Source organism: Thioclava sp. F34-6, from assembly GCF_002213235.1.
Taxonomy (GTDB): domain Bacteria; phylum Pseudomonadota; class Alphaproteobacteria; order Rhodobacterales; family Rhodobacteraceae; genus Thioclava; species Thioclava nitratireducens.
This window is the reverse complement of sequence record NZ_NBOA01000008.1, coordinates 1-19,567: the sequence shown is the minus strand read 5'-3', so window position 1 is coordinate 19,567 and position 19,567 is coordinate 1. Positions and strand designations below refer to the sequence as shown.

Below are 19,567 nucleotides of genomic sequence, written 5' to 3'. Positions count from 1 at the left end.
GGGGGTTCGACCAATGAACCAAGAGAGCGACATCGCAATCGAAGCCGCGCAAGCCGTATCGAAGCCGTATGATAAGCGTCGCCTGTCCTATGCGGGAACGTTTTCCAACCCGTTCAAGGTCGGCACGATCCGCACTCTGGAATGGATGACGGCGAAGGCGCAGCTTCTGCACCTGATCCGCAAGTTCGAGAAACGCGGCGCCCCGGTCGGGGCCGAGTTCTGGCCGCAAGCGCTCGACGTGATGGGGATCGAGGTCAAGACGCCACCAGAACAGATCGCCCATATTCCTAAAGAGGGCCCGCTGGTGGTCGTCGCCAACCACCCGCATGGGCTGGTGGACGGGATGGTGCTGGCCTACCTGATCGGCCAGGTGCGCGACGATTTCCTGATCCTTACCCGCTCGCTGCTGACCGGGATTCCCGAGGTCGAGCAATACATGCTGCCCGTGCCCTTCCCGCACGAGCCCAATGCCCGCGAAGACAGTCTCAAGATGCGCGCGGCCTGCATGGCGCAGCTCAAGCGCGGTGGCGTTGTGGTGCTATTCCCTGCGGGGCAGGTTGCCCATTCCGAGACGCTGTTCGGGCCGGTGATCGAACAGGAATGGAACCCCTTCACCGCGAAGATGCTCGCACGCTCGGGCGCGTCGGTCCTGCCGATCCACTTCCCAGGCTGCAATTCTCGCGCCTATCAGATTGCCAACAAGCTCTCGGCCACGGTGCGCCAAGGGCTGCTGTTGTATGAAATCAAGCGCGCGCTCTACAAACCGCAACACCCGGTGATCGGCCCGGCCAAGTCTGCCGATGATATCGCCGAGGCGCTGAAAAACCCGCGTAAATTCCTCGCCGACCTGCGCGAGGAGACGCTGGCACTGTGATATGATCCGACGGGCGCGAGATTTGCGTCCGTGTCGCCCCTAAATATAAATATGTTGGCCACTTAACGACTTTCAGGCAGACTGAAGGTCGGGGTGACAATGGCTCGTATCTTCAGAGGCTTCGATCTACTCAGGATTATCGCCGCCTCCGGCGTTGTCTTCTCGCATGCCTTTCTTCTGGCTGAAGGCAGCGAGGCGGGCGAGCCCTTCAAGGAAGCGACGGGAACCATCCTCGGTTTCTACGGTGTCATGGTGTTCTTCGTCCTGAGCGGGTTTCTCATTACCGACAGCGCTCTGCGCGCGCCTACGATCCGGCATTTCGTGATCCGGCGTGCGCGGCGGATTCTGCCGCTCTTCATTGGCTCGACGCTGTTCATAACGCTGGTCATCTGCCCGTTCTACACCGTGGGTTCTGCAGGTTCCGCGCGCGAGTTTCTTTTCAGCTCCGAGACATGGATCTCGGTTTTCAAGACGCTCACCTTCCAGGAGAGGTCGCTCTGGTTCGGCGATGCGATCTCTTTTTATCCCTCCGTCGGGGATAACATGCGCTACGTCACGCCGATCGCGAATGGCGTGATCTGGACGATCCGGCTCGAGGTGACCTGCTACGTGTTGACCGGGCTCCTGATGGCGATGCGATTGCTGCGCCCGCGCGTCGTCCTCGTTCTTTTCGTGGCGGCTGCGTGGTTTGTCTTCGCCTATAATCTCGAGGTGACCGACTATCTGCGCGGGCTCGCCTATCTCGCGCCGAGTTTCATCACCGGCATGCTGATGAGAACCTTTCTCTATGACAGCGAGGTTCGCGGCGATGTCGCGTTTCTGTCTTTCGCCGTCCTCGTGGTTCTCGCGCTGCGGTCGCTTGAGTGGAATGCTAATGCGGCGGTCGTGTTCCCTATGCTGATCGCGCTGCCCCTGCTTTGGGTCGGCCAGTTGGACGGGCCTTTCCTGCGCCAGCTTTCGGGGCTGGGTGATCCGTCCTACGGCATCTATCTCTGGGGCTGGCCGATCCAGCAGGTCCTGCGCAGCCTGGTCGGGCCGAACATGGACGGTTATGTCTTCGCTGCGCTAAGCCTTCTGGTCGTTGTCCCGATCGGTTATCTCTCGTGGCACATGCTCGAGAAACGCTTCGTGATCCGCAGGCATCCGCGAAAAGTCGTGCGTGGTGACGCCGGGGGAGAGACGCCCGACGTCCTCCCCGTTCAGCGCGTCGGCACCGGCGTCTCGCCGCGATAGTCGTAGAAGCCGCGCCCGGTCTTGCGGCCGAGCCAGCCGGCTTCGACATATTTCGTCAGAAGCGGGCAGGGGCGGTACTTGGTATCGGCCAGCCCGTCATGCAGCACGTTCATGATCGCGAGGCAGGTGTCGAGCCCGATGAAGTCGGCCAGTTCCAGCGGCCCCATCGGATGGTTCGCGCCGAGCTTCATCGACTCGTCGATCGAGCGCACGTTCCCCACGCCTTCATAAAGCGTATAGACCGCCTCGTTGATCATCGGCATCAGGATGCGGTTCACGATGAAGGCCGGGAAATCTTCGGCAGACGCGGCGGTCTTGCCGAGTTTCTCGACGACCTCGTGCAGCGCCTTGTAGGTCTCCTGATCGGTCGCAATGCCGCGGATCAGTTCGACCAACTGCATCACCGGCACCGGGTTCATGAAGTGGAAGCCCATGAACTTCTCGGGGCGGTCGGTGCGCGAGGCAAGCCGGGTGATCGAGATCGACGAGGTGTTCGAGGTCAGGATCGTCGTCGGCTTGAGATGCGGCAGCAGGTCTTCGAAGATCGCCTGCTTGACGGTCTCGCGCTCGGTTGCGGCCTCGATCACCAGATCGGTCGGGCCCAGTTCGCTCAGTTTCGTGGTCGTGGTGATCCGCTTCAGCGCGGTGTTCTTCTCGTCTTCCGAGATTTTCCCGCGCGACACCTGCCGATCGAGGTTTTTGGTGATCGTGGCGATCGCCTTCGTCAGCGCCTCGTCGCTGATGTCGTTCAGCAGAACGTCATATCCGGCCAGCGCGAAGACATGGGCGATCCCGTTGCCCATCTGCCCTGCACCCACGATGCCCACTTTCTCGATCGCCATAATTTTCCCTCTCACGCTTTGCGCCCTGACCATAGTTCTCCGCTCGGTCCATGCAAGCGAAACGCAGGGCTGAGATCATTTTAACATTAGCTGTTTCGCAAGACTTCGGGCGCATTCTGGCCTCGGGCGAGTCGAACACAGACTGAGGTGGGAAAATGGCTTTCGAATATACGGGCGATGGCGCTCTCGATTACTTCCCGTGCAGATACGGGAAATCCAAACTGCTGTTCCGCGGGCCGCGCCGTGCGCTGCAAGGCGATTTCATCGCCGCGATGGGCGGGACGGAGACCTATGGCAAGTTCGTGGAGCATCCCTGGCCCGCGCTGCTAGAGGAGCGGCTGGAGATGCCGGTGGTGAATTTCGGTTATCTGAATGCCGGGATCGACGTGTTCCTGCACGAGCCGCAACTGGCCGCCGCATCGGATGCGGCGCAGGTTACGGTCATCCAGTTGCTCGGGGCGCAGAATATGTCCAACCGCTTTTATGCCGTGCATCCGCGCCGCAACGATCGGTTCCTGCGCGCTTCGAGCCTGATGCGCTCGATCTTCCGCGGCGTGGATTTCACCGAGTTCAACTTCACGCGCCACATGCTGAGCGCATTGAAAGAACGCGAGCCTGAGAAATTCACGCTGCTCGAGGCCGAATTGCAGGAGGCGTGGCTGCAGCGGATGACCGCGCTTCTGGCCAAGATCAAGGGGCGCAAGCTGCTGCTGTGGCTCGGGGCGTTCAACGACTCCGCCCGGAGCGACGATCTTGGGCCCGAGCCGTTGATGGTCACCGAACCCATGGTGGAGGCGCTGCGCTCGCTCGTGTCGGACGTGGTCCGGGTCAAGCCTTCGGCGGCGGCACGTAGCGCGGGCACGGCGGGGATGCACTTCACGCCGCTTGAGGAACCAGCCGCGGAAATGGTGCCGGGGCCGCTGGTGCATGAGGAGATCGCAGCGGCGCTCGCTTCTGCTCTGAAGCCATTGCTCTAACAGGAAAGGGCGGGGGATTTCCCCGCCCTTTCGATTTGGTTCCACTATCGCGGGGGCAGCGCCCCTTCCGCGGATCAGAGCTTTTCGGTCAGCGCCGGAACGGCGTCGAAGAGGTCCGCGACCAGGCCGTAATCGGCGACCTGGAAGATCGGCGCTTCTTCGTCCTTGTTGATCGCGACGATGATCTTCGAGTCCTTCATGCCGGCGAGGTGCTGGATAGCTCCAGAGATGCCGCAGGCGATGTAGAGCTCAGGGGCCACGACCTTGCCAGTCTGACCGACCTGCCAGTCGTTCGGCGCGAAGCCCGAGTCGACGGCGGCGCGCGAGGCACCCACAGCCGCGCCAAGCTTGTCGGCCAGCGCTTCGATCACCTTGAAGTCCTCTTCCGAGCCGACGCCACGGCCGCCCGAGACGACGATCTTCGCCGAGGTCAGCTCCGGACGATCGCTCTCGGCGACCTTGTCCTCGATCCAGCTCGACAGAGCGGGCGCGTCCGACATCGCCACGGTCTCGACCGAAGCCGAACCGCCGTCGCCGGCGGCGTCGAAGGTCGAGGTGCGGAAGGTGATGACCTTCTTCTCGTCCTTCGATTTCACGGTCTGGATCGCGTTGCCCGCGTAGATCGGGCGCTCGAACGTGTCGGCATCGACGACGCCGGAGACATCCGAGATCACCATCACGTCGAGAAGGGCTGCGACACGCGGCATCACGTTCTTCGCATCGGTCGTGGCAGGCGCCACGATATGCGAGTAATCGCCCGCGAGCGACACGATCAGCGCGGCGGTCGGCTCCGCCAGACGGTGGCTCAGCGACGGGTCCTCGGCCACGAGGACTTTCGCGACTCCGTCGATCTTCGCGGCGGCTTCACCGGCCGCGGCAGCAGAGGCACCCGCGCAGAGCACGGTCACATCGCCCAGCGATTTTGCGGCGGAGACGGCCTTGGCGGTCGCGTCGACCGACAGTTCGCCATCATTCACTTCACCCAGCAGCAGAACGGCCATCACACGACCCCCTTCTCTTTGAGTTTCGCAACCAGCGTGTCGACATCCGGCACCATTTCGCCAGCCTGACGCGCTTCGGGCTCGGTGACCTTCACCACTTCGAGACGCGGCGAGACGTCGACGCCGTAATCCTCGGCGGTTTTCTCGTCGAGCGGCTTCTTCTTCGCCTTCATGATGTTCGGCAGCGACGCGTAGCGCGGCTCGTTGAGGCGCAGGTCGGTGGTGACGATCGCGGGCAGCTTGACCTCGATGGTCTGCAGACCGCCGTCGACTTCACGGGTTACCTTCGCGGCCTCGCCCTCGACCACGACTTCCGAGGCGAAGGTCGCCTGACCCCAGCCCAGAAGTGCGGCCAGCATCTGGCCGGTCGCGTTCATGTCGTTGTCGATCGCCTGCTTGCCGAGGATCACCATGCCGGGCTGCTCTTCCTCGACGACCTTGGCGAGGATCTTGGCGACGGCCAGCGGCTCGATATCGGTTTGCACGTCATCGGCGGCGACCACGAGAATCGCACGGTCCGCACCCATCGCGAGCGCGGTGCGCAGGGTTTCCTGCGCCTGCTTCACGCCGATGGAGACCGCGACGATCTCTTCGACAGCGCCCTTCTCCTTCAGACGGATCGCCTCTTCGACAGCGATTTCGTCGAACGGGTTCATCGACATTTTGACATTGGCGAGATCGACACCGCTTCCGTCCGCTTTCACGCGAGCTTTCACGTTGTAGTCGATCACGCGTTTGACGGGTACCAGGACCTTCATGCGTGTCTCCCTTGTCTGGTCCGCCAAATTGCGGCGAACGGATTCATTCGGCAATTTTGTTACAAGAGCACGGGGCGAAGGGACAGGGGGAAAACGCCTCGTTTTGGCCCTGAAACGTCACGTCTTTTCGACTGTTTGCGCTAGCGGTCGGGGCCCATTGCCGTTGCGTCGCCCCGGTACCGTCTCGCCGATGGCAAAAAGGCCGCCCCGGGGGACGGCCTTTCCTTGATTTGGCTTTCCGGCTGCCAGCTCAGTCCTGGCGCCGCTCACCGGCGATCCGCGCGTCGTTCTGCATCTCGAGCCACATCGCGTTGGCGACGGCGACCAGAGCGGCCAGCGGAAGTCCGAGGATCCATGCGAAGTACCACATCTGTCTGTCTCCTTAATAAGCTGTATGGCTGTCGCGCTCGACATCTGCGACCGTCACCTTGCCCCACAGAACCTTATAGACCCATGCGGTATAGGCGAGGATGAGCGGCATGAAGATCAACGCGGCGATGAGCATGATGAAGAGCGTCTGGTGGGAGGACGACGCGTCCCAGACCGTCAGCGAGGCGTCGGGCATTTTCGAGCTCGGCAGGATGAAGGGGAACATCGTCAGGCCGACCGAGGAGATCACGCCGAAGATGCCCAGTTTCGACCAGAGCAGCGTCGAGACTTCGCGGCCGGCGCGCAGCCCCCGCACCGCCATGGCGATCCCCGCGAGGCCGAGAATCGGCGCAATCGCGATCCACGGGCGGTCCGCATAGGCCTGCATCCAGCTCCCGCCATGCTCGACCGTCGAGAAAAGCGGGTTGGAGGGGCCATTCGTCGGCACGACCGAGGTGACGTGGTAGCCCTTGATCCCGAAGGCGAGCCAGATGCCAGCGACGATATAGGCAACGAAGGCCACCATGCCCGCAACGGAGCCGATCTCGGTCGCGCGGACCTTCACCGCGCCTTCGGTCTTCACCGAGAGCCACGCCGCGCCATGCATCATCAGCATCGACAGCGACACCACGCCTGCAAGCAGCGCGTAGGGGTTCAGAAGGCCCAGCAGCTTCATGATGAAGTTGCCCGGATAGAGCGGCATCAGCATGTCGTTGAGCTCGAAGGGCACGCCTTGCAGCACGTTGCCCACGGCCACGCCGAAGATCAGTGCCGGAACCGCGCCGCCCACGAAGAGCGCCCAGTCCCAGCCATTGCGCCACGCAGCCGAGTCGCGCTTCGAGCGATACTTGAAGCCGACCGGGCGCAGGATCAGCGCCGCGAGCACGAGGAACATCGCGAGGTAGAACCCCGAGAAGCTTACCGCGTAGAGGGGTGGCCAGGCCGCGAAGATCGCGCCCCCGCCGAGGATGAACCAAACTTGGTTGCCTTCCCAGACCGGGCCGATCGTGTTGATCGCCACGCGGCGCTCGCTATCGGTCTTGCCGACGAAGGGCAGCAGTGCGCCCACGCCCATGTCGAAGCCGTCGGTCAGCGCGAAGCCGATCAGCAGGACGCCCAGCAGCAGCCACCAGATGACGCGTAGAACGTCGAGGGGGATAAGTTCATAGAGGATCATTGGTTCTTACTCCGCAGGCATGGTGACAGGGTTGCCGCCGCGACCGGACAGGCGATCGTCATGTCGTTGCAGCCACTCTTGGGTGACCTCGACATCCTGATACGGGCCTTTCTTGATGTATTTGAGCATCAGGCCCATCTCGACGACGAAGAGCACGGTATAGAAGGCGACGAAGCCCAGCAGCGTGAACAGCAGGTCGCCCACCGAGAGGTGGCTGACCGAAAGCGCCGTAGGCAGCACGCCGTCGACCGTCCAGGGCTGGCGTCCGAACTCGGCGGTGAACCAGCCCAGTTCCGCGGCGATCCAAGGGGCGGGGATGACGATCACGGCCAGACGCAGCGCCCAGCGGGGATAGTTCATGCCCTTCCAGTTCGAGACGACGAAGAAGTAGACCATGAGCGCGATGAAGGAGAAACCTAGCGCAACCATCAGGCGGAAGGACCAGAAGATCGGCCAGACCGTTGGGACCGTGTCGTTCGCGGCCTTCTTGATCTGCGCGTCGGTCGCTTGACGCGGATCGTCCACGTAGCGTTTGAGCAGGTAGGCGTAACCGAGATCGCCGACGTTCTTGTTGAATTCCGCGGTGACGTCAGCGGGGACATCCCCCTTCGCTTCGCGAATTTTCAGCAGGTCATTATAGGCGACGATGCCGTTGCGGATCCGCTCCTCCGAGCCTTTGACCAGATCGTCGATCCCGGTGATCTGCTCGGTCAGCGAGCGGGTACCGATCAGTCCCATCACCCACGGGATATGGATCGCGTATTTGGTCTCGCGCGCTTGCTGATCGGGAATGCCGAAGAGCGTGAAGGAGGCGGGGGCCGGTTCGGTCTCCCACATGGCTTCCATCGCGGCGAGTTTCATCTTCTGGTTATGCGTCGTCTCGTAGCCCGACTCGTCGCCGAGGATCACCACCGACAGCGCCGAGGCGAGGCCGAACGCAGCGGCGACCGCGATGGAGCGGCGGGCCAGTTCGAGGTGACGCCCCTTGAGCATGTACCAGCTCGACACGCCCATCACGAAGACGGCCGCTGTGACGTAGCCAGCGGAGACCGTGTGCACGAACTTGGCCTGGGCCACCGGGTTGAACACGACATCGAAGAAGGAGGTCATTTCCATCCGCATCGTCAGCGGATTGAACGCCGCCCCGACCGGGTTCTGCATCCAGCCGTTCGCGATCAGGATCCACAAAGCAGAGAAGTTCGAGCCGATGGCGACCAGCCACGTGACGACCATGTGCTTGACCGGGCTCAGCTTCTCCCATCCGAAGAACATCAACCCGACGAAAGTCGCTTCCATGAAGAAGGCCATCAGGCCCTCGATCGCGAGCGGTGCGCCGAAAATGTCGCCGACGTAATGCGAGTAATAGCTCCAGTTCATGCCGAACTGGAATTCCATCGTGAGGCCCGTGGCCACGCCCAGCACGAAGTTGATGCCGAACAGTGTGGCCCAGAACTTGGTCATTTGCCGCCAGACGGGGCGGTTGGTCATCACATAGACCGTCTCCATGATCGCCACGATGATCGACAGACCAAGCGTCAGCGGCACGAAGAGGAAGTGATACATCGCTGTCATGGCAAATTGCAGCCGTGACAGCTCGACGATCCCGAAATCCATTCTCGTTCTCCGTTTCCCTACTTGCATCCGGCGCGGTGAAAAGCCGGATTCTCCGGAAATGTTTTTCCTGGATGCAGGTTATGAGGAGGCGGTCAGCGCGCGACTTTGAGCCAAATCAAATTGACGATGTGTCGCACGCGGACGTGAACAGAGGTGAACGGGAATATGTCTCGTGATTTTAGAGGCTTATCGTCGCAGGTCGTGCGTCATTTCAGCGCGATCGTGGCCGTGGCGGCGCTCTGGTCGGGCTGGCGGTGAGAGACCAGAACGAAGCCCGCCTCGGGCAGAAGCGCCCGTAATCCGGCCAGCGTCGCGGCGGCGGTTTGGGCGTCGAGTCCCTCGGTCGGTTCGTCCAGCAGAAGGATGTCGGGCCGGCGCAGTGCCGCACGGGCCAGCGCCAATCGTTTCGCCTGCCCGCCGGACAATCCCGTGCCGCCTTCGCCAAGCCGTGCTTCGAGCCCGCCGCGCGCCACGATCACTTCATCCAGCGCCACGGCGCGCAGCGCGGCCCATGCCGCATCGTCATCGAGTTGCGTTCCGGGAGGCAGGGCGAGCGCGAGATTCTCGGCAATGGTGCCGCCGATCAACTGGCTGCGCTGCGGCACCATTGTGAGCACATCGCGCAGGTCTCCCTCTGGCCAGTCGGCCAGCGCGCGGCCCATCGCCGTGATCTCGCCATCGGACGGCTTGAGAAGGCCGGACAGCACGGCGAGTGCGGTGGATTTCCCCGCGCCCGAGGGCCCGGCAAGCATCACGGTCTGACCGCGCGCGAGGGTGAAGGTCAGATCGGAAAAGAGCGGCGCGGCGCTCTTGGCGCGGGTGAAGGCAACTTGGCGCGCCTCGAGCAGCGGGGCGTCCATATCGGTGGGGGCGTGGCCGTCGGGCTGGGCGCGTGTGGGCGTATCGGTCAGCTCCATGACCCGCGCGCCCGCCTCCTGCATGCGTCCAATCTCGGCCATGCCACGGCGCAGCAGCATCAGCGACTCGGCCAGTGCCAGCGCGACGAACAGGCCCACGGCTGCGCGCGCGGGCGTGATCTGCCCGGCCAGCGCCATCTGTCCGGCGATCGCCGAGGCGGCCGCCCCGGCAAGCGCGGTGGTGGCGGAAATCACCGCCCCCACCCGGCGGTCGAGCGCCTCGAGATTGCGCCGCGCGAGCGCTTCGGCCTCGACCTCGGCCAGGGTCTGCGCAGTTGCGGCCTCCAGCTGTCCGGCCACGGCCAGATCGGCTCGCGCGCGCATCGTCTCCAGCGCGCGGCGGCGAATGTTCTGCAGTGCCGTTTCGGCGGCGCGGGCATCGTGGCGGGCGGCTCGGGCGACCCAGATCAGGCCGAGCCCACCGCCCAGCAGGTAGATCAGGAAGACCGCGAGCCCGATCGGCAGCCCTTCGAGCCACCCCAGCATCAGAAGCGCCGCGATCTGGACCATGCCGCCTGCAAGGAAGGGGATGACCAGCCGCAGCAATACGCCATCAAGCGCATCCACGTCCGAGGTGATCCGGTTCAGCGCCTGCGCACCGCGCAGCCGCGCCTGTTCCTCATGCGGGCGGCGCGAGACGCCATCCATCAGGTCGATGCGAAGCTTCGCCAACGCGCGCAGTGTGGCGTCATGGGTCAGTAGCCGCTCGCCATAGCGCGAGACCGCGCGGCCGAGCGCGAGACCGCGGACACCTGCCGAGGGGGTGAAGAAATTGAAGTTTAGGCCCATCCCCGCGATCCCGGCCAGCGCGGAGGCGGTGATGAACCAGCCCGACAGGCCGAGCAGCGCCGCCCCCATCGCGAGCACGAGGAACGACAGCGCGAGGCCCCTACTGAAGGCCCATTTCTGATCGCTGATCAGGCGAGCGGTGAGGGTCAGAAGCGTTCTCATGCTGCGCCCTCCAAGTCGATCTGACGGTCCATCGCGGCAACGAGGGCAGGGTCGTGGCTTGCGACGATCAAGGTCGTGCCCTGCGATCTCAACGCCAGAAGAGCCGCGATGACTTTCGCGCCCGTCTCGGCATCGAGATCGGCGGTCGGTTCGTCGGCCAACACGATCGGGCGGCCCGCGTAATGGGCCCGCGCGATCAGCAGACGCCGCGCCTCGCCGCCCGAGACGCCGCCGCCCATATCGCCCAGCCGGGCGTCGAGCCCGCCGGTAAGGCCCGCGACGACCTCGGTGGCCTGCGCGGCGTCGAGCGCTGCATCGAGGTCGCCGGGACGGTTCAGCGTGATCAGTTCGCGCAGGCTCGCATCGGCGAAGCGCGGGCTTTGAGGAATCCAGCCGAAGGCTGCGCGCCAGTCATCGGCGTTTTCCTCTGTCAGGGAGGTATCGCCCAGCGTGATCTTCCCCGCCTCGGGATGGATCAGACCGACCAGCGCGGTCAGAAGCGTCGTCTTGCCTGCGCCCGACGGTCCTGTGATCGCGACCGCTTCGCCCGGGGCGATGTCGCCATCGGGCAGGGGGAGCGGAGCGGCGGCCTCGCCGGGGCGGATTTGCAGCCCGTGCCAACGCAGCGCGCCAAGCGTCGGTGCCGCGCCTTCGCCTCCAGTGCCCATCAGCGTGTTGGCCTTGGCGATGGCAGTCTCGGTCGTCTCCAACTCGGAGGCTACGGCGAGCGCAGCGGCCCGGTCATGCCATGCCGCAGCGAGATCGCGCAGCGGCTGGAAAAACTCGGGCGCGATCATGAGCAGGAAAATCCCCTCGGCCGGGGTCATCTTGCTGCCCCATGTGCCGAAATTCATCCACCCGATCAGCGAGAAGCCGACATAGACCGCGACCAGCGCCACGCCGATCGCGGCGAACAGTTCCAGAAGCGTCGAGGAGAGGAAGGCAACCCGCAGAACCGCCATCGTGCGGAGGCGCAGGTCTTCGGATTTGGTTTCCAGATCGGCGCGCGAGCGGGCCTCCGCGCCCAGAAGTCGCAGATCGGTGATCGCGGCGATCCGGTCGATCAGCAGCCGGTTGAGCGAACCGATTTCGACCATCTGCTTTTCCGAGGCGTCCTGCGCGGCCATGCCCACAAGCGCCATGAACAGCGGGATCAGCGGCCCGGCGATGAGCAAGATACCCGCGGCGGCCCAGCTTTGCGTGGCGGCGAGCAGGATGAAGGCGAGGGGGATGATCCGGGCGCGCAGGAAGGCGGGCTGATAGCGCGTGGCCCATGGGCCGAGCGCGCCGAGCTTCTCCGCGGACAGCGAAGCCAGTTCCGCAGGCGACAGCGCGGCGGCGCCGCTAGCCTGACGTAGCGCCTTTCGGATCAGCTTCTCGCGGCTCGCACGCAGCACCACCTCGGCGGCATCGGCCGAGAGCTTCTGCGAAATCCAGTCGAGGACGATCCGCACGAGCGCCAGCACCACGAAGCCTGCAGCCCCGGCGAGCGGCGAGAGCGACGGGCTCACCCCCGGTGCGACCAGGTCGCCAAGTACCAAACCGATCAGAGCGGCCTGCGCGGGCCAGATAAGGGCCGAGGCCACACCGAGCCACCCGGCGAGCTTCAACTTGCCCGCGACGGGCTGAGCGATGCGGGTCAGAACGGCTTTCGGCTTCGGCGCTTCGGTCGTGGCGTCTGTCATACGGGTTTTGGGGTCTTTTCCTCTTTCGCGCTTGGCTGTCGAGATAGCCGGGCAGAGGGGCTGCGACAATGGAGTGCGACAATCCGCGCTTGTCACGTCTGCGGTACGGACCTTCATGCCGACATGAAAAAACCGTTCGGATGAGGGTCCGAACGGTTTTCGAGGTTACCTGTGGCGGGGCCTTAGCAGGGCGCGATGTACTCGCGGCCATACGAGTCACGATAGCGGCACTGACCCGGCTGGTTGGCTTTACCGATCAGGGCGCCGGCAACGGTGCCGACTGCGCCGCCGATCGCGGCGTTTTGAACGCGGTCGCCATCATCCGAAACGGCAGCGCCGATCGCGGCACCGGCAACACCGCCGGTCGCGGCAGCGCGGTCCTGTTGCGACATCTGGCAGCCTGCAACGGCAACGGTGGCGCTGAGCGGCAGGATCAGGAACATCTTCTTCATGGTACGTGTCTCCCTTCTGTGTCTTCGGACATCCAACGTCGCCCCTCTCCGGGCAGTTCCAAGTTTTTCTTAATTAGTTTTGAGCATCTATTCTGGAGCCGTGATGACCCAGCGGCTTGACATGCGCGGTCATTCGGGGGTCAAGCAAAGAAAGACATCTCGAGACATACGACAGAAAGACCCGCCTATGAGTTCGACCGCCTGGCGCGTTCCCCTGATCGGAGCGCTTTTCCTTTTCGCATTGAGCGCGGTGGTGTTGATGATCATGCGCCCGCTGATGGCGATCGACGAGACGCGCTATGTCACCGTCGCCTGGGAGATGTGGCAGGGCGGCTCCAAGCTGGTGCCGCATCTCAACGGGGCGATCTATTCCGACAAGCCGCCGCTTCTGTTCTGGCTCATCAATATCGTATGGAGCGTGACGGGCCCCAGCGAATGGGCGGCGCGGCTCGTGGCGCCCGCCTTCGGGCTGCTGTCGGTCGGACTGGTCGCGATGCTCGCGCGCAAGCTCTGGCCGGAGGAACCGGAGCGCGCCGGACTCGCCGCACTGATCCTTGGGACGAGCGGCGTGTTTCTGCTCTTCGGCTCGACAACGATGTTCGACACGATGCTCACGGCGGCGACGCTGACGGGAATGCTCGCAGTCTGGGCGATGCGCGACACGGAGCGCTTCGCCCCGGTGATCGGGCTTGGCATCGCGCTGGCCTTCGGCGTCTTCGCCAAGGGGCCGGTGATCCTGGTGCATGTGCTGCCGACCGCGCTTTTGATGCCGCTTTGGGCGACCGGGGCGGAGCGGCCCGCGGTCAAGCAGTGGTATGCGCGGATCGGAATCGGTTTTCTGATCGGTTTCGGCATCGTCCTGCTATGGCTCGGCCCCGCGATCATCTTCGGCGGTGCGGAATACCGCGAGCAGATTCTGTGGAAGCAGAGCGCCGGGCGGATGGTGGAAAGCTTTGCCCATGGTCGCCCCGTCTGGTTCTTCGTGGCGTTGCTGCCGTTCTTCCTCTGGCCCTGGGGCTGGAGCCGCGCGGGGCTGGCTACGTTCAGGCCGTCGCGCCTTTGGGAGGATGCGGGCACGCGCATGGTGACGGTCTGGTTCGTCACCGCCTTCCTCGCCTTCTCGCTGATCTCGGGCAAGCAGGCGCATTACCTTGTGCCGGAAATGCCCGCGCTGGCGCTGATCCTGTCGGGATTGCTGCCCACGGCGGAGCGCCGGATGCGCTGGCTGCGCCTGCTGTGGCTTCTGCCCGGCGTCGCGACAGCGATTGCTGCGGCTTCGGTGCATTTCGGGGCGTTCCCCGAACTGCCCGAGGGCACCGGATCGTGGCTCTTCGTGATCGCTGGCGTGGCGATGCTCGTGGGCGGCGCGCTAATCGTGCTTAAAGCGCGGCAGGGCTGGTTCGCCGAAGCCTTCGTCGCGCCGCTGGTGCTGATCGCCATTCAGATCATGGTCTGGCCGATCCTCTGGAAAGTCTACGATCCGGCACCAATCGCGAGCCTGATCGCTTCGCATTCGGAAAATGGCGTGGCCACCACCGATCGCGGCTATGCAGGGCAGTTCTCCTTCGTCGCGCGGCTCGAGAACCCGGTGACGGTGCTTGGCAACAGCGCCGATCTCGGGCGCTGGATGGCGGCGCATCCCGACGGGCTGGTTCTCGCAGCGAATCCGATCGAGGGCGTCGACGGTCTGAGCCAGATCGCCGAGCGGCATTTCCGGCAAAACGACTGGCGGCTCTATCAGGTCGCGGAGGCGATTGCGCCGTCTGCTTCGGATGCTGCGGCCACGCCCAGCAGTGCGAACTGACACTTCAAACTAAAGACACGCCCGAAGCGGATGCTCCGGGCGTGCCTTCAAACCGATAGACTGCAAGTATTACGACTTGGTCTTCTCGGTGGGCCGCTCATCGAGAGTGACGGAGAGCGTGAGCGGCTTGTTCGCGCGCAGCAGCGAGAGCTGCACTTCGGTTCCCGGCTCGTCGGACCCGATCGCACGGGTCAGATCGCGGGGGGCTTTCATCGGCTTGCCATCCACGCCGACGATGATGTCGCCGCGCTTCAGACCAGCTTTCTTCGCGGGCGTGTCGGGCGACACGTCGGCTACGAGCACACCTTCCGGTTGGTCGAGCCCCAGCGCCGCGGCGATGTCCTCGCTGACCGGCTGGATCTGCACGCCGAGGAAGCCGCGCTTCACCGTGCCATTGTCCTGCAGGTCGGCGACGACGCTCTTGATGGTGTCGGAGGGCACCGAGAAACCGATCCCGACGGAACCGCCAGTGGGCGACAGGATCGCGGTGTTCATGCCGATCACCTGGCCTTGGTCGTCAAAGAGCGGGCCACCCGAGTTGCCTTTGTTGATGGCTGCGTCGGTCTGGATGTAGTTATCGAAGGGGCCCGATTTCAAGTCGCGGCCTTTGGCCGAGACGATGCCGGTCGACACGGAGGTGCCCAGGCCGAACGGGTTGCCGATCGCCACGACCGGCTCGCCGACCTGCGCGGCCTGACTGTCGCCGAAGCCCACGGTGTCGAGGTCCTTGTTGGTATCGACCTTGATCAGCGCGATGTCGGTAGCCTTGTCTTCGCCGATCACTTTCGCATCCGCGGTCGAGCCGTCGGAGAAGGTAACCTTCACGCTCTCGGCGCCGTCGACGACGTGGGCGTTGGTGACGATATGGCCGTCTTTCTGGATGATGAAGCCAGTGCCGAGACCGGTGATCTCAGGACGCTGCATCGGCTGACCCTGACCGTTGGGGCCCATGTCGGGCATGCCGAAACGACGCTGGAAGAACTCGAAGGGGAAATCCTGAGGCATCCCCATCTGGGCCATTTCCTGATCGTTGGCCTGCTTCTTGATCTCGATGGTGACCACGGCGGGCATCACCTTCTTCACCAGGTCGACGGTGTTGGTGAAGGTTTCGGCCGCGGCCACGTTCGGGACCAGTGCCAGACCGCTCGTCGCCACGGCGCCGGCGCCGAGCATGGCGGTGGTGGCGAGGGTGCGCAGCAGGGGAGCTTTGCGAATGTCCTGCATGTTTCTCTCCTTTTTGACAGGTATGCACCCTATGTGAGGGCCTAGCCTGTCAGGGACTCTGCGGGAAGATTGCAGAGTTGTTATCCTTTTCACCTTTAGGGGAGGGGTGCGTGACTTGTGCGGTGTCATCGGCCACATATGTCGCGAACCGAGAAAGCGAGTGCGATGAAACTGCTGTTGATCGAAGACGACGCGACCACCGCCGATTACGTTCTGCGTGGCCTGCGCGAAGAGGGCCACACGGTCGACCATCTCGCGAATGGCCGCGACGGGCTGACCCAGGCGCTGGGCGGCAGCTATGACGTGATGATCATCGACCGGATGCTGCCGGAGCTGGACGGTCTCTCGATCACCCGCGCGATCCGGGCCGCAAAGGTCACGACGCCGATCATCTTCCTGACCGCGATCGGCGGGGTGGATGACCGCATCGAGGGGCTCAACGCGGGTGCCGACGATTATCTCGTGAAACCCTTCGCCTTCGGCGAGCTGTCGGCGCGGCTCGCGGCGCTGGCGCGTCGCCCACAAGCGCAGTCGGAGCAGGTAATGCTGGAGGCAGGCGATCTGAAGATGGACCTGATCGCGCGCAAGGTGACGCGCGGCGGACAGGAGATCGACCTTCTGCCGCGCGAATTCTCGCTGCTGGAATTTCTGCTGCGCCGCAAGGGCCGGGTGCAGACCCGGACGATGCTGCTGGAGGGCGTGTGGGATCTGAATTTCGATCCGCAGACCAATGTGGTGGAGACGCATATTTCGCGGCTCCGGAACAAGGTCGACAAGCCGTTCGACCGTGATCTCATCCACACCGTGCGCGGCGCGGGCTACCGGATCGAGGGCTGATGAAGGCACGTCTGAATCGCGCGGAAATCCTTGCATCGACGCCGCTGCGACAGGCGCTCGGGCTGATGGGGATCGTCTTTGCGATCCTGCTGGTGACGCTGGGCTTCGCCTATGTCGCGCTGCGCTCCTCGACCGAGGAATCGATCCGCGCCGATCTAAAGCAGCAGACGGCGGTGTTTCAGGTTGCCGCCAACCCCGAGACGCTCTCTGTGATCGTGTCGGCGGAGGCGCGGGCGTCCGATCCGTCAGAGCGCGCCATCGCCTTCGTGATGTCGGACGGGCGGCAGGTCGGCAACGTCCGGGTCACCCATGAGGGCGACAGCTGGGTCATCTCGCGTCATCCCGAATATGCGCCGCTATCGAAACATGGATATTTCACGCTGACCATGCCGCTTGCGGGCGGCTTGCTGGTGATCGGCGAAAGTCGCGCGCCGATTGCGGAACTGACCTCTACCTTCCTCGCGATTCTCGTCTTCTCCTTCGTACCCTCGCTTCTGGTCTCTGCCGCCTATGGTGCGTGGGTCGGGATGCGGGCGCGCAAACGGGTGAGCGCGATCGAGAACACGCTGGACGATCTTACCGAGGGGCGGCTCGAGGCGCGGGTGCCGCGCGACGAGGTGAAGGCGCGGCGCGGCGATGACCTCGCACGGATCGGGGCGCGGCTTAACGTGATGGCCGAGACGCAGGAGGCGACGGTTGCGGCGCTGCGTCAGGTCTCCGCCGATATCGCGCATGACCTGAAGACGCCGATGCAGCGGATTTCGGTGCTACTCTCGGAGCTGCAAGAGGCCTTGCCCGAGGACACGCCGCCCCGCGCTCTGGCCGAGCAGGCAGGCACCGAGGCCGAGCGCGCGGTCGCCGTGTTCCACTCGTTGCTGCGGATCGCCCAAATCGAGGGCGGCAGCCCGAAGGCACGTTTCGCGACGGTCGATCTGGGCGCGCTCGCCGCCGATATCACCGAGCTTTACGAGGCCAGCGCCGAAGAGGCGGGCGGTTCGCTGACCCTGCAGCGGCCAGACGCGCCGCTCATCGTGCAGGGCGATCGGGGGCTTCTGGGACAGATGCTGTCGAACCTGATCGAGAACGCGATCCGCCATGGCGGGCCTGCGCCGAAGATCGCGGTGAGCCTGTCTCGCGAGCGCGGTGCAATCACGCTCAGCGTCGCAGATCATGGTCCCGGCATTCCCGAGGCCGAGCGCGAGAAGGTTCTGCGCAGGCTCTATCGGCTGGAACGCTCTCGCACGACGCCGGGCAACGGGCTGGGCCTTGCGCTGGTTCATGCGGTGGCGGGGTTGCATGAGGCGGAGCTGGAGCTGTCCGACAACAATCCCGGTCTGATCGTGTCGCTGCGCTTCGTCGGGTCCGCTCAGTCGGCCTGATCGGGCAGGTCGATCTCGGTCAGGAAACGCAGGCTCAGCGGCAGGGTCGCGGCCCCCAGCGCGCGCGCATCGGGCCCCACCTGACCCTCGCGCACGATCGGAACGCCCGCGCCCGAGAGGTTGATCTTCGCCAGTTCCGATTCGGTCGCGGCGACGAGCCGCGCGCGCAGATCGTCGGGCATCCAGCCGTCGATCACGATCGCATCGAGGTCGCACAGCGCCGCCGAGGACGCGGCGACAGTCGCGAGGCCCCGCGCCGCTTTCGCGAGCCAGTCGTCGACGATGTCTTCGGGAAGATCCCACTCATCGCGCCGCTCCCAGAGGAAACTCGCATCGAGCCCGCGCTCCGTCATCGCGGCTTCGATGACCGACAGCGAGGCCACGTCGAGCAACTGGCACTGGCCGCCGTGACCGTCGGGCACCGGCATCGAGGCAAGCGCGCCCGCATTGTTGTTGGGGCCGGTCACAAGCGAGCCGCTCATCACCAGCCCGCCACCTACGAAGAAGCCCACGAACGCATAGAGGAAATCGTCGGGCAATGTCTGATCGCCCAGCAAAAGCTCTGCCGAACAGGCGGCAGAGGCATCGTTTTCCAGCACCACGGGAAACGGATAGAGCGCCTCCAGTTCGGCGCGGATATCGCGTTCGCGCCAATCGGCCATCGCGCTTTCCTCGAGCCCGAGCGCCACGCCCCAATCCCACATCCTGAACGGCGCCCCGATGCCGAGGCCGGCGATGCGCTCGCGCTTCGAGGCGGGGAGTTCTGCCACCATCCGGGCGATCGCGTCGATGGCGAAGGCTATCGTGTCAGCCGCCGTGGGGTAGTCGTGGCGCGCGACACGGCGCGAGACCGGCGTGCCCATCATGTCGATCAGGATCACCTCGGTCCGGCGACGCCCGACCTTCAGGCCAAGAAAATAAGCCCCCTCGGGGTTCAGGCGCATCGGCACGGTGGGCTGGCCCACCTTGCCGCGCACCGGGTCGCAGCGCAGCAGGAAGCCTTCATCCTCAAGCGCGCGCATGATGACCGACACTGTCTGTGCCGAGAGCCCCGTGAGCCGTGCGATCTCGGATTTCGCCAAGGCGCCGCGACGGCGAATCAGCGACATCACGAGCCGCTCGTTGCGGTTGCGCATCGCGGAGTGATCCGAACCGATCTTCCCCGCTCCGGTCTTGATCAATTCCATCACGCGGTGGGCCAAAATTCATTCTCCGAGGCTGCTCGCGCATAAACTACGCCTTGTATTTATCGGCTTCCAGAGGCTCTTCTGTCAATTAATAAATCCATTTGATTTATCTATTGACGAGTCGGCCCGTGTTCGCACATGATTTACCCCGAAGCCGATCGGAGGACGGCTGGACATGTTTCTGGGAGGAGACCTGACATGAAGAAGAGAACCGCGATTCTGGGAGCGACGGCGCTTGGTCTGATGGCGACCGGGGCCTGGGCGGAGACGACCGCCTGCCTGATCA

Annotated in this window: 17 protein-coding genes; 6 read left to right on the top strand and 11 right to left on the bottom strand. The window is 64.2% G+C overall.

Annotation, left to right across the window (positions count from 1 at the left end; genetic code table 11):
• Positions 1-13: 13 nt before the first annotated feature.
• Both B6V72_RS16645 and B6V72_RS16640 read left to right on the top strand, forming a co-directional pair.
• Positions 14-874, top strand: coding sequence for a lysophospholipid acyltransferase family protein (locus tag B6V72_RS16645; RefSeq protein WP_088736072.1), 861 nt, complete (start codon positions 14-16; stop codon positions 872-874).
• Between the two features lie 99 nt (positions 875-973).
• Entirely contained in the window at positions 974-2,107 is a 1,134-nt protein-coding gene (locus tag B6V72_RS16640; RefSeq protein ID WP_088723454.1) for an acyltransferase, read from the top strand.
• Here the strand turns inward: B6V72_RS16640 and B6V72_RS16635 are convergent.
• Positions 2,074-2,949: a 3-hydroxybutyryl-CoA dehydrogenase gene (locus tag B6V72_RS16635; RefSeq protein ID WP_088723455.1), complete on the bottom strand. Its 876-nt coding sequence runs from the start codon at positions 2,947-2,949 to the stop codon at positions 2,074-2,076. The two genes, B6V72_RS16640 and B6V72_RS16635, sit on opposite strands and share 34 nt — an antisense overlap.
• A gap of 155 nt (positions 2,950-3,104) precedes the next feature.
• On the opposite strand from B6V72_RS16635, the gene B6V72_RS16630 reads away from it, so the two are divergent.
• Positions 3,105-3,926, top strand: coding sequence for a DUF6473 family protein (locus B6V72_RS16630; RefSeq protein WP_088736071.1), 822 nt, complete (start codon positions 3,105-3,107; stop codon positions 3,924-3,926).
• A gap of 74 nt (positions 3,927-4,000) precedes the next feature.
• Here B6V72_RS16630 and B6V72_RS16625 read toward each other — a convergent pair whose 3' ends face one another.
• From B6V72_RS16625 to B6V72_RS16590, 8 genes are all read right to left on the bottom strand, one after another.
• Positions 4,001-4,927: an electron transfer flavoprotein subunit alpha/FixB family protein gene (locus B6V72_RS16625; RefSeq protein WP_088736070.1), complete on the bottom strand. Its 927-nt coding sequence runs from the start codon at positions 4,925-4,927 to the stop codon at positions 4,001-4,003.
• Positions 4,927-5,685 (bottom strand): electron transfer flavoprotein subunit beta/FixA family protein, encoded by a 759-nt coding sequence (locus B6V72_RS16620; RefSeq protein ID WP_075776873.1) that lies wholly within the window; start codon positions 5,683-5,685, stop codon positions 4,927-4,929. The genes B6V72_RS16625 and B6V72_RS16620 overlap by 1 nt, the downstream gene beginning before the upstream one ends.
• Positions 5,686-5,935: 250 nt before the next feature.
• Positions 5,936-6,055, bottom strand: a complete 120-nt coding sequence (cydX, locus tag B6V72_RS16615) for a cytochrome bd-I oxidase subunit CydX (RefSeq protein ID WP_075776874.1) — start codon at positions 6,053-6,055, stop codon at positions 5,936-5,938.
• A gap of 12 nt (positions 6,056-6,067) precedes the next feature.
• Complete coding sequence (gene cydB / locus B6V72_RS16610; protein WP_088736069.1) at positions 6,068-7,231, bottom strand: cytochrome d ubiquinol oxidase subunit II; 1,164 nt, start codon at positions 7,229-7,231, stop codon at positions 6,068-6,070.
• A 6-nt stretch (positions 7,232-7,237) separates the two neighbouring features.
• A complete protein-coding gene (locus B6V72_RS16605) occupies positions 7,238-8,845 on the bottom strand; it encodes a cytochrome ubiquinol oxidase subunit I (RefSeq protein WP_088720493.1) in 1,608 nt (535 codons plus the stop codon).
• A 206-nt stretch (positions 8,846-9,051) separates the two neighbouring features.
• Positions 9,052-10,713, bottom strand: a complete 1,662-nt coding sequence (locus tag B6V72_RS16600) for an ATP-binding cassette domain-containing protein (protein WP_088736068.1) — start codon at positions 10,711-10,713, stop codon at positions 9,052-9,054.
• On the bottom strand, positions 10,710-12,398 hold the full coding sequence (gene cydD / locus B6V72_RS16595; RefSeq protein WP_088736067.1) for a thiol reductant ABC exporter subunit CydD: 1,689 nt from the start codon (positions 12,396-12,398) through the stop codon (positions 10,710-10,712). The genes B6V72_RS16600 and cydD overlap by 4 nt, the downstream gene beginning before the upstream one ends.
• Before the next feature lie 182 nt (positions 12,399-12,580).
• Entirely contained in the window at positions 12,581-12,850 is a 270-nt protein-coding gene (locus tag B6V72_RS16590) for a YMGG-like glycine zipper-containing protein (protein WP_075776878.1), read from the bottom strand.
• A 187-nt stretch (positions 12,851-13,037) separates the two neighbouring features.
• Here B6V72_RS16590 and B6V72_RS16585 point away from each other — a divergent pair, with 187 nt between their 5' ends.
• Positions 13,038-14,654 carry a glycosyltransferase family 39 protein gene (locus tag B6V72_RS16585; RefSeq protein WP_168173067.1) on the top strand — a complete coding sequence of 539 codons (1,617 nt, stop codon included), beginning with the start codon at positions 13,038-13,040 and terminating at the stop codon, positions 14,652-14,654.
• A gap of 69 nt (positions 14,655-14,723) precedes the next feature.
• Here B6V72_RS16585 and B6V72_RS16580 read toward each other — a convergent pair whose 3' ends face one another.
• Entirely contained in the window at positions 14,724-15,878 is a 1,155-nt protein-coding gene (locus B6V72_RS16580; RefSeq protein WP_075776880.1) for a Do family serine endopeptidase, read from the bottom strand.
• Positions 15,879-16,043: 165 nt separating this feature from the next.
• On the opposite strand from B6V72_RS16580, the gene B6V72_RS16575 reads away from it, so the two are divergent.
• On the top strand, positions 16,044-16,715 hold the full coding sequence (locus tag B6V72_RS16575; protein ID WP_075776881.1) for a response regulator transcription factor: 672 nt from the start codon (positions 16,044-16,046) through the stop codon (positions 16,713-16,715).
• On the top strand, positions 16,715-18,094 hold the full coding sequence (locus B6V72_RS16570) for a HAMP domain-containing sensor histidine kinase (RefSeq protein ID WP_088727960.1): 1,380 nt from the start codon (positions 16,715-16,717) through the stop codon (positions 18,092-18,094). The genes B6V72_RS16575 and B6V72_RS16570 overlap by 1 nt, the downstream gene beginning before the upstream one ends.
• Here the strand turns inward: B6V72_RS16570 and B6V72_RS16565 are convergent.
• A complete protein-coding gene (locus B6V72_RS16565) occupies positions 18,082-19,296 on the bottom strand; it encodes an ROK family transcriptional regulator (RefSeq protein WP_346393651.1) in 1,215 nt (404 codons plus the stop codon). The two genes, B6V72_RS16570 and B6V72_RS16565, sit on opposite strands and share 13 nt — an antisense overlap.
• Positions 19,297-19,567: the final 271 nt, after the last annotated feature.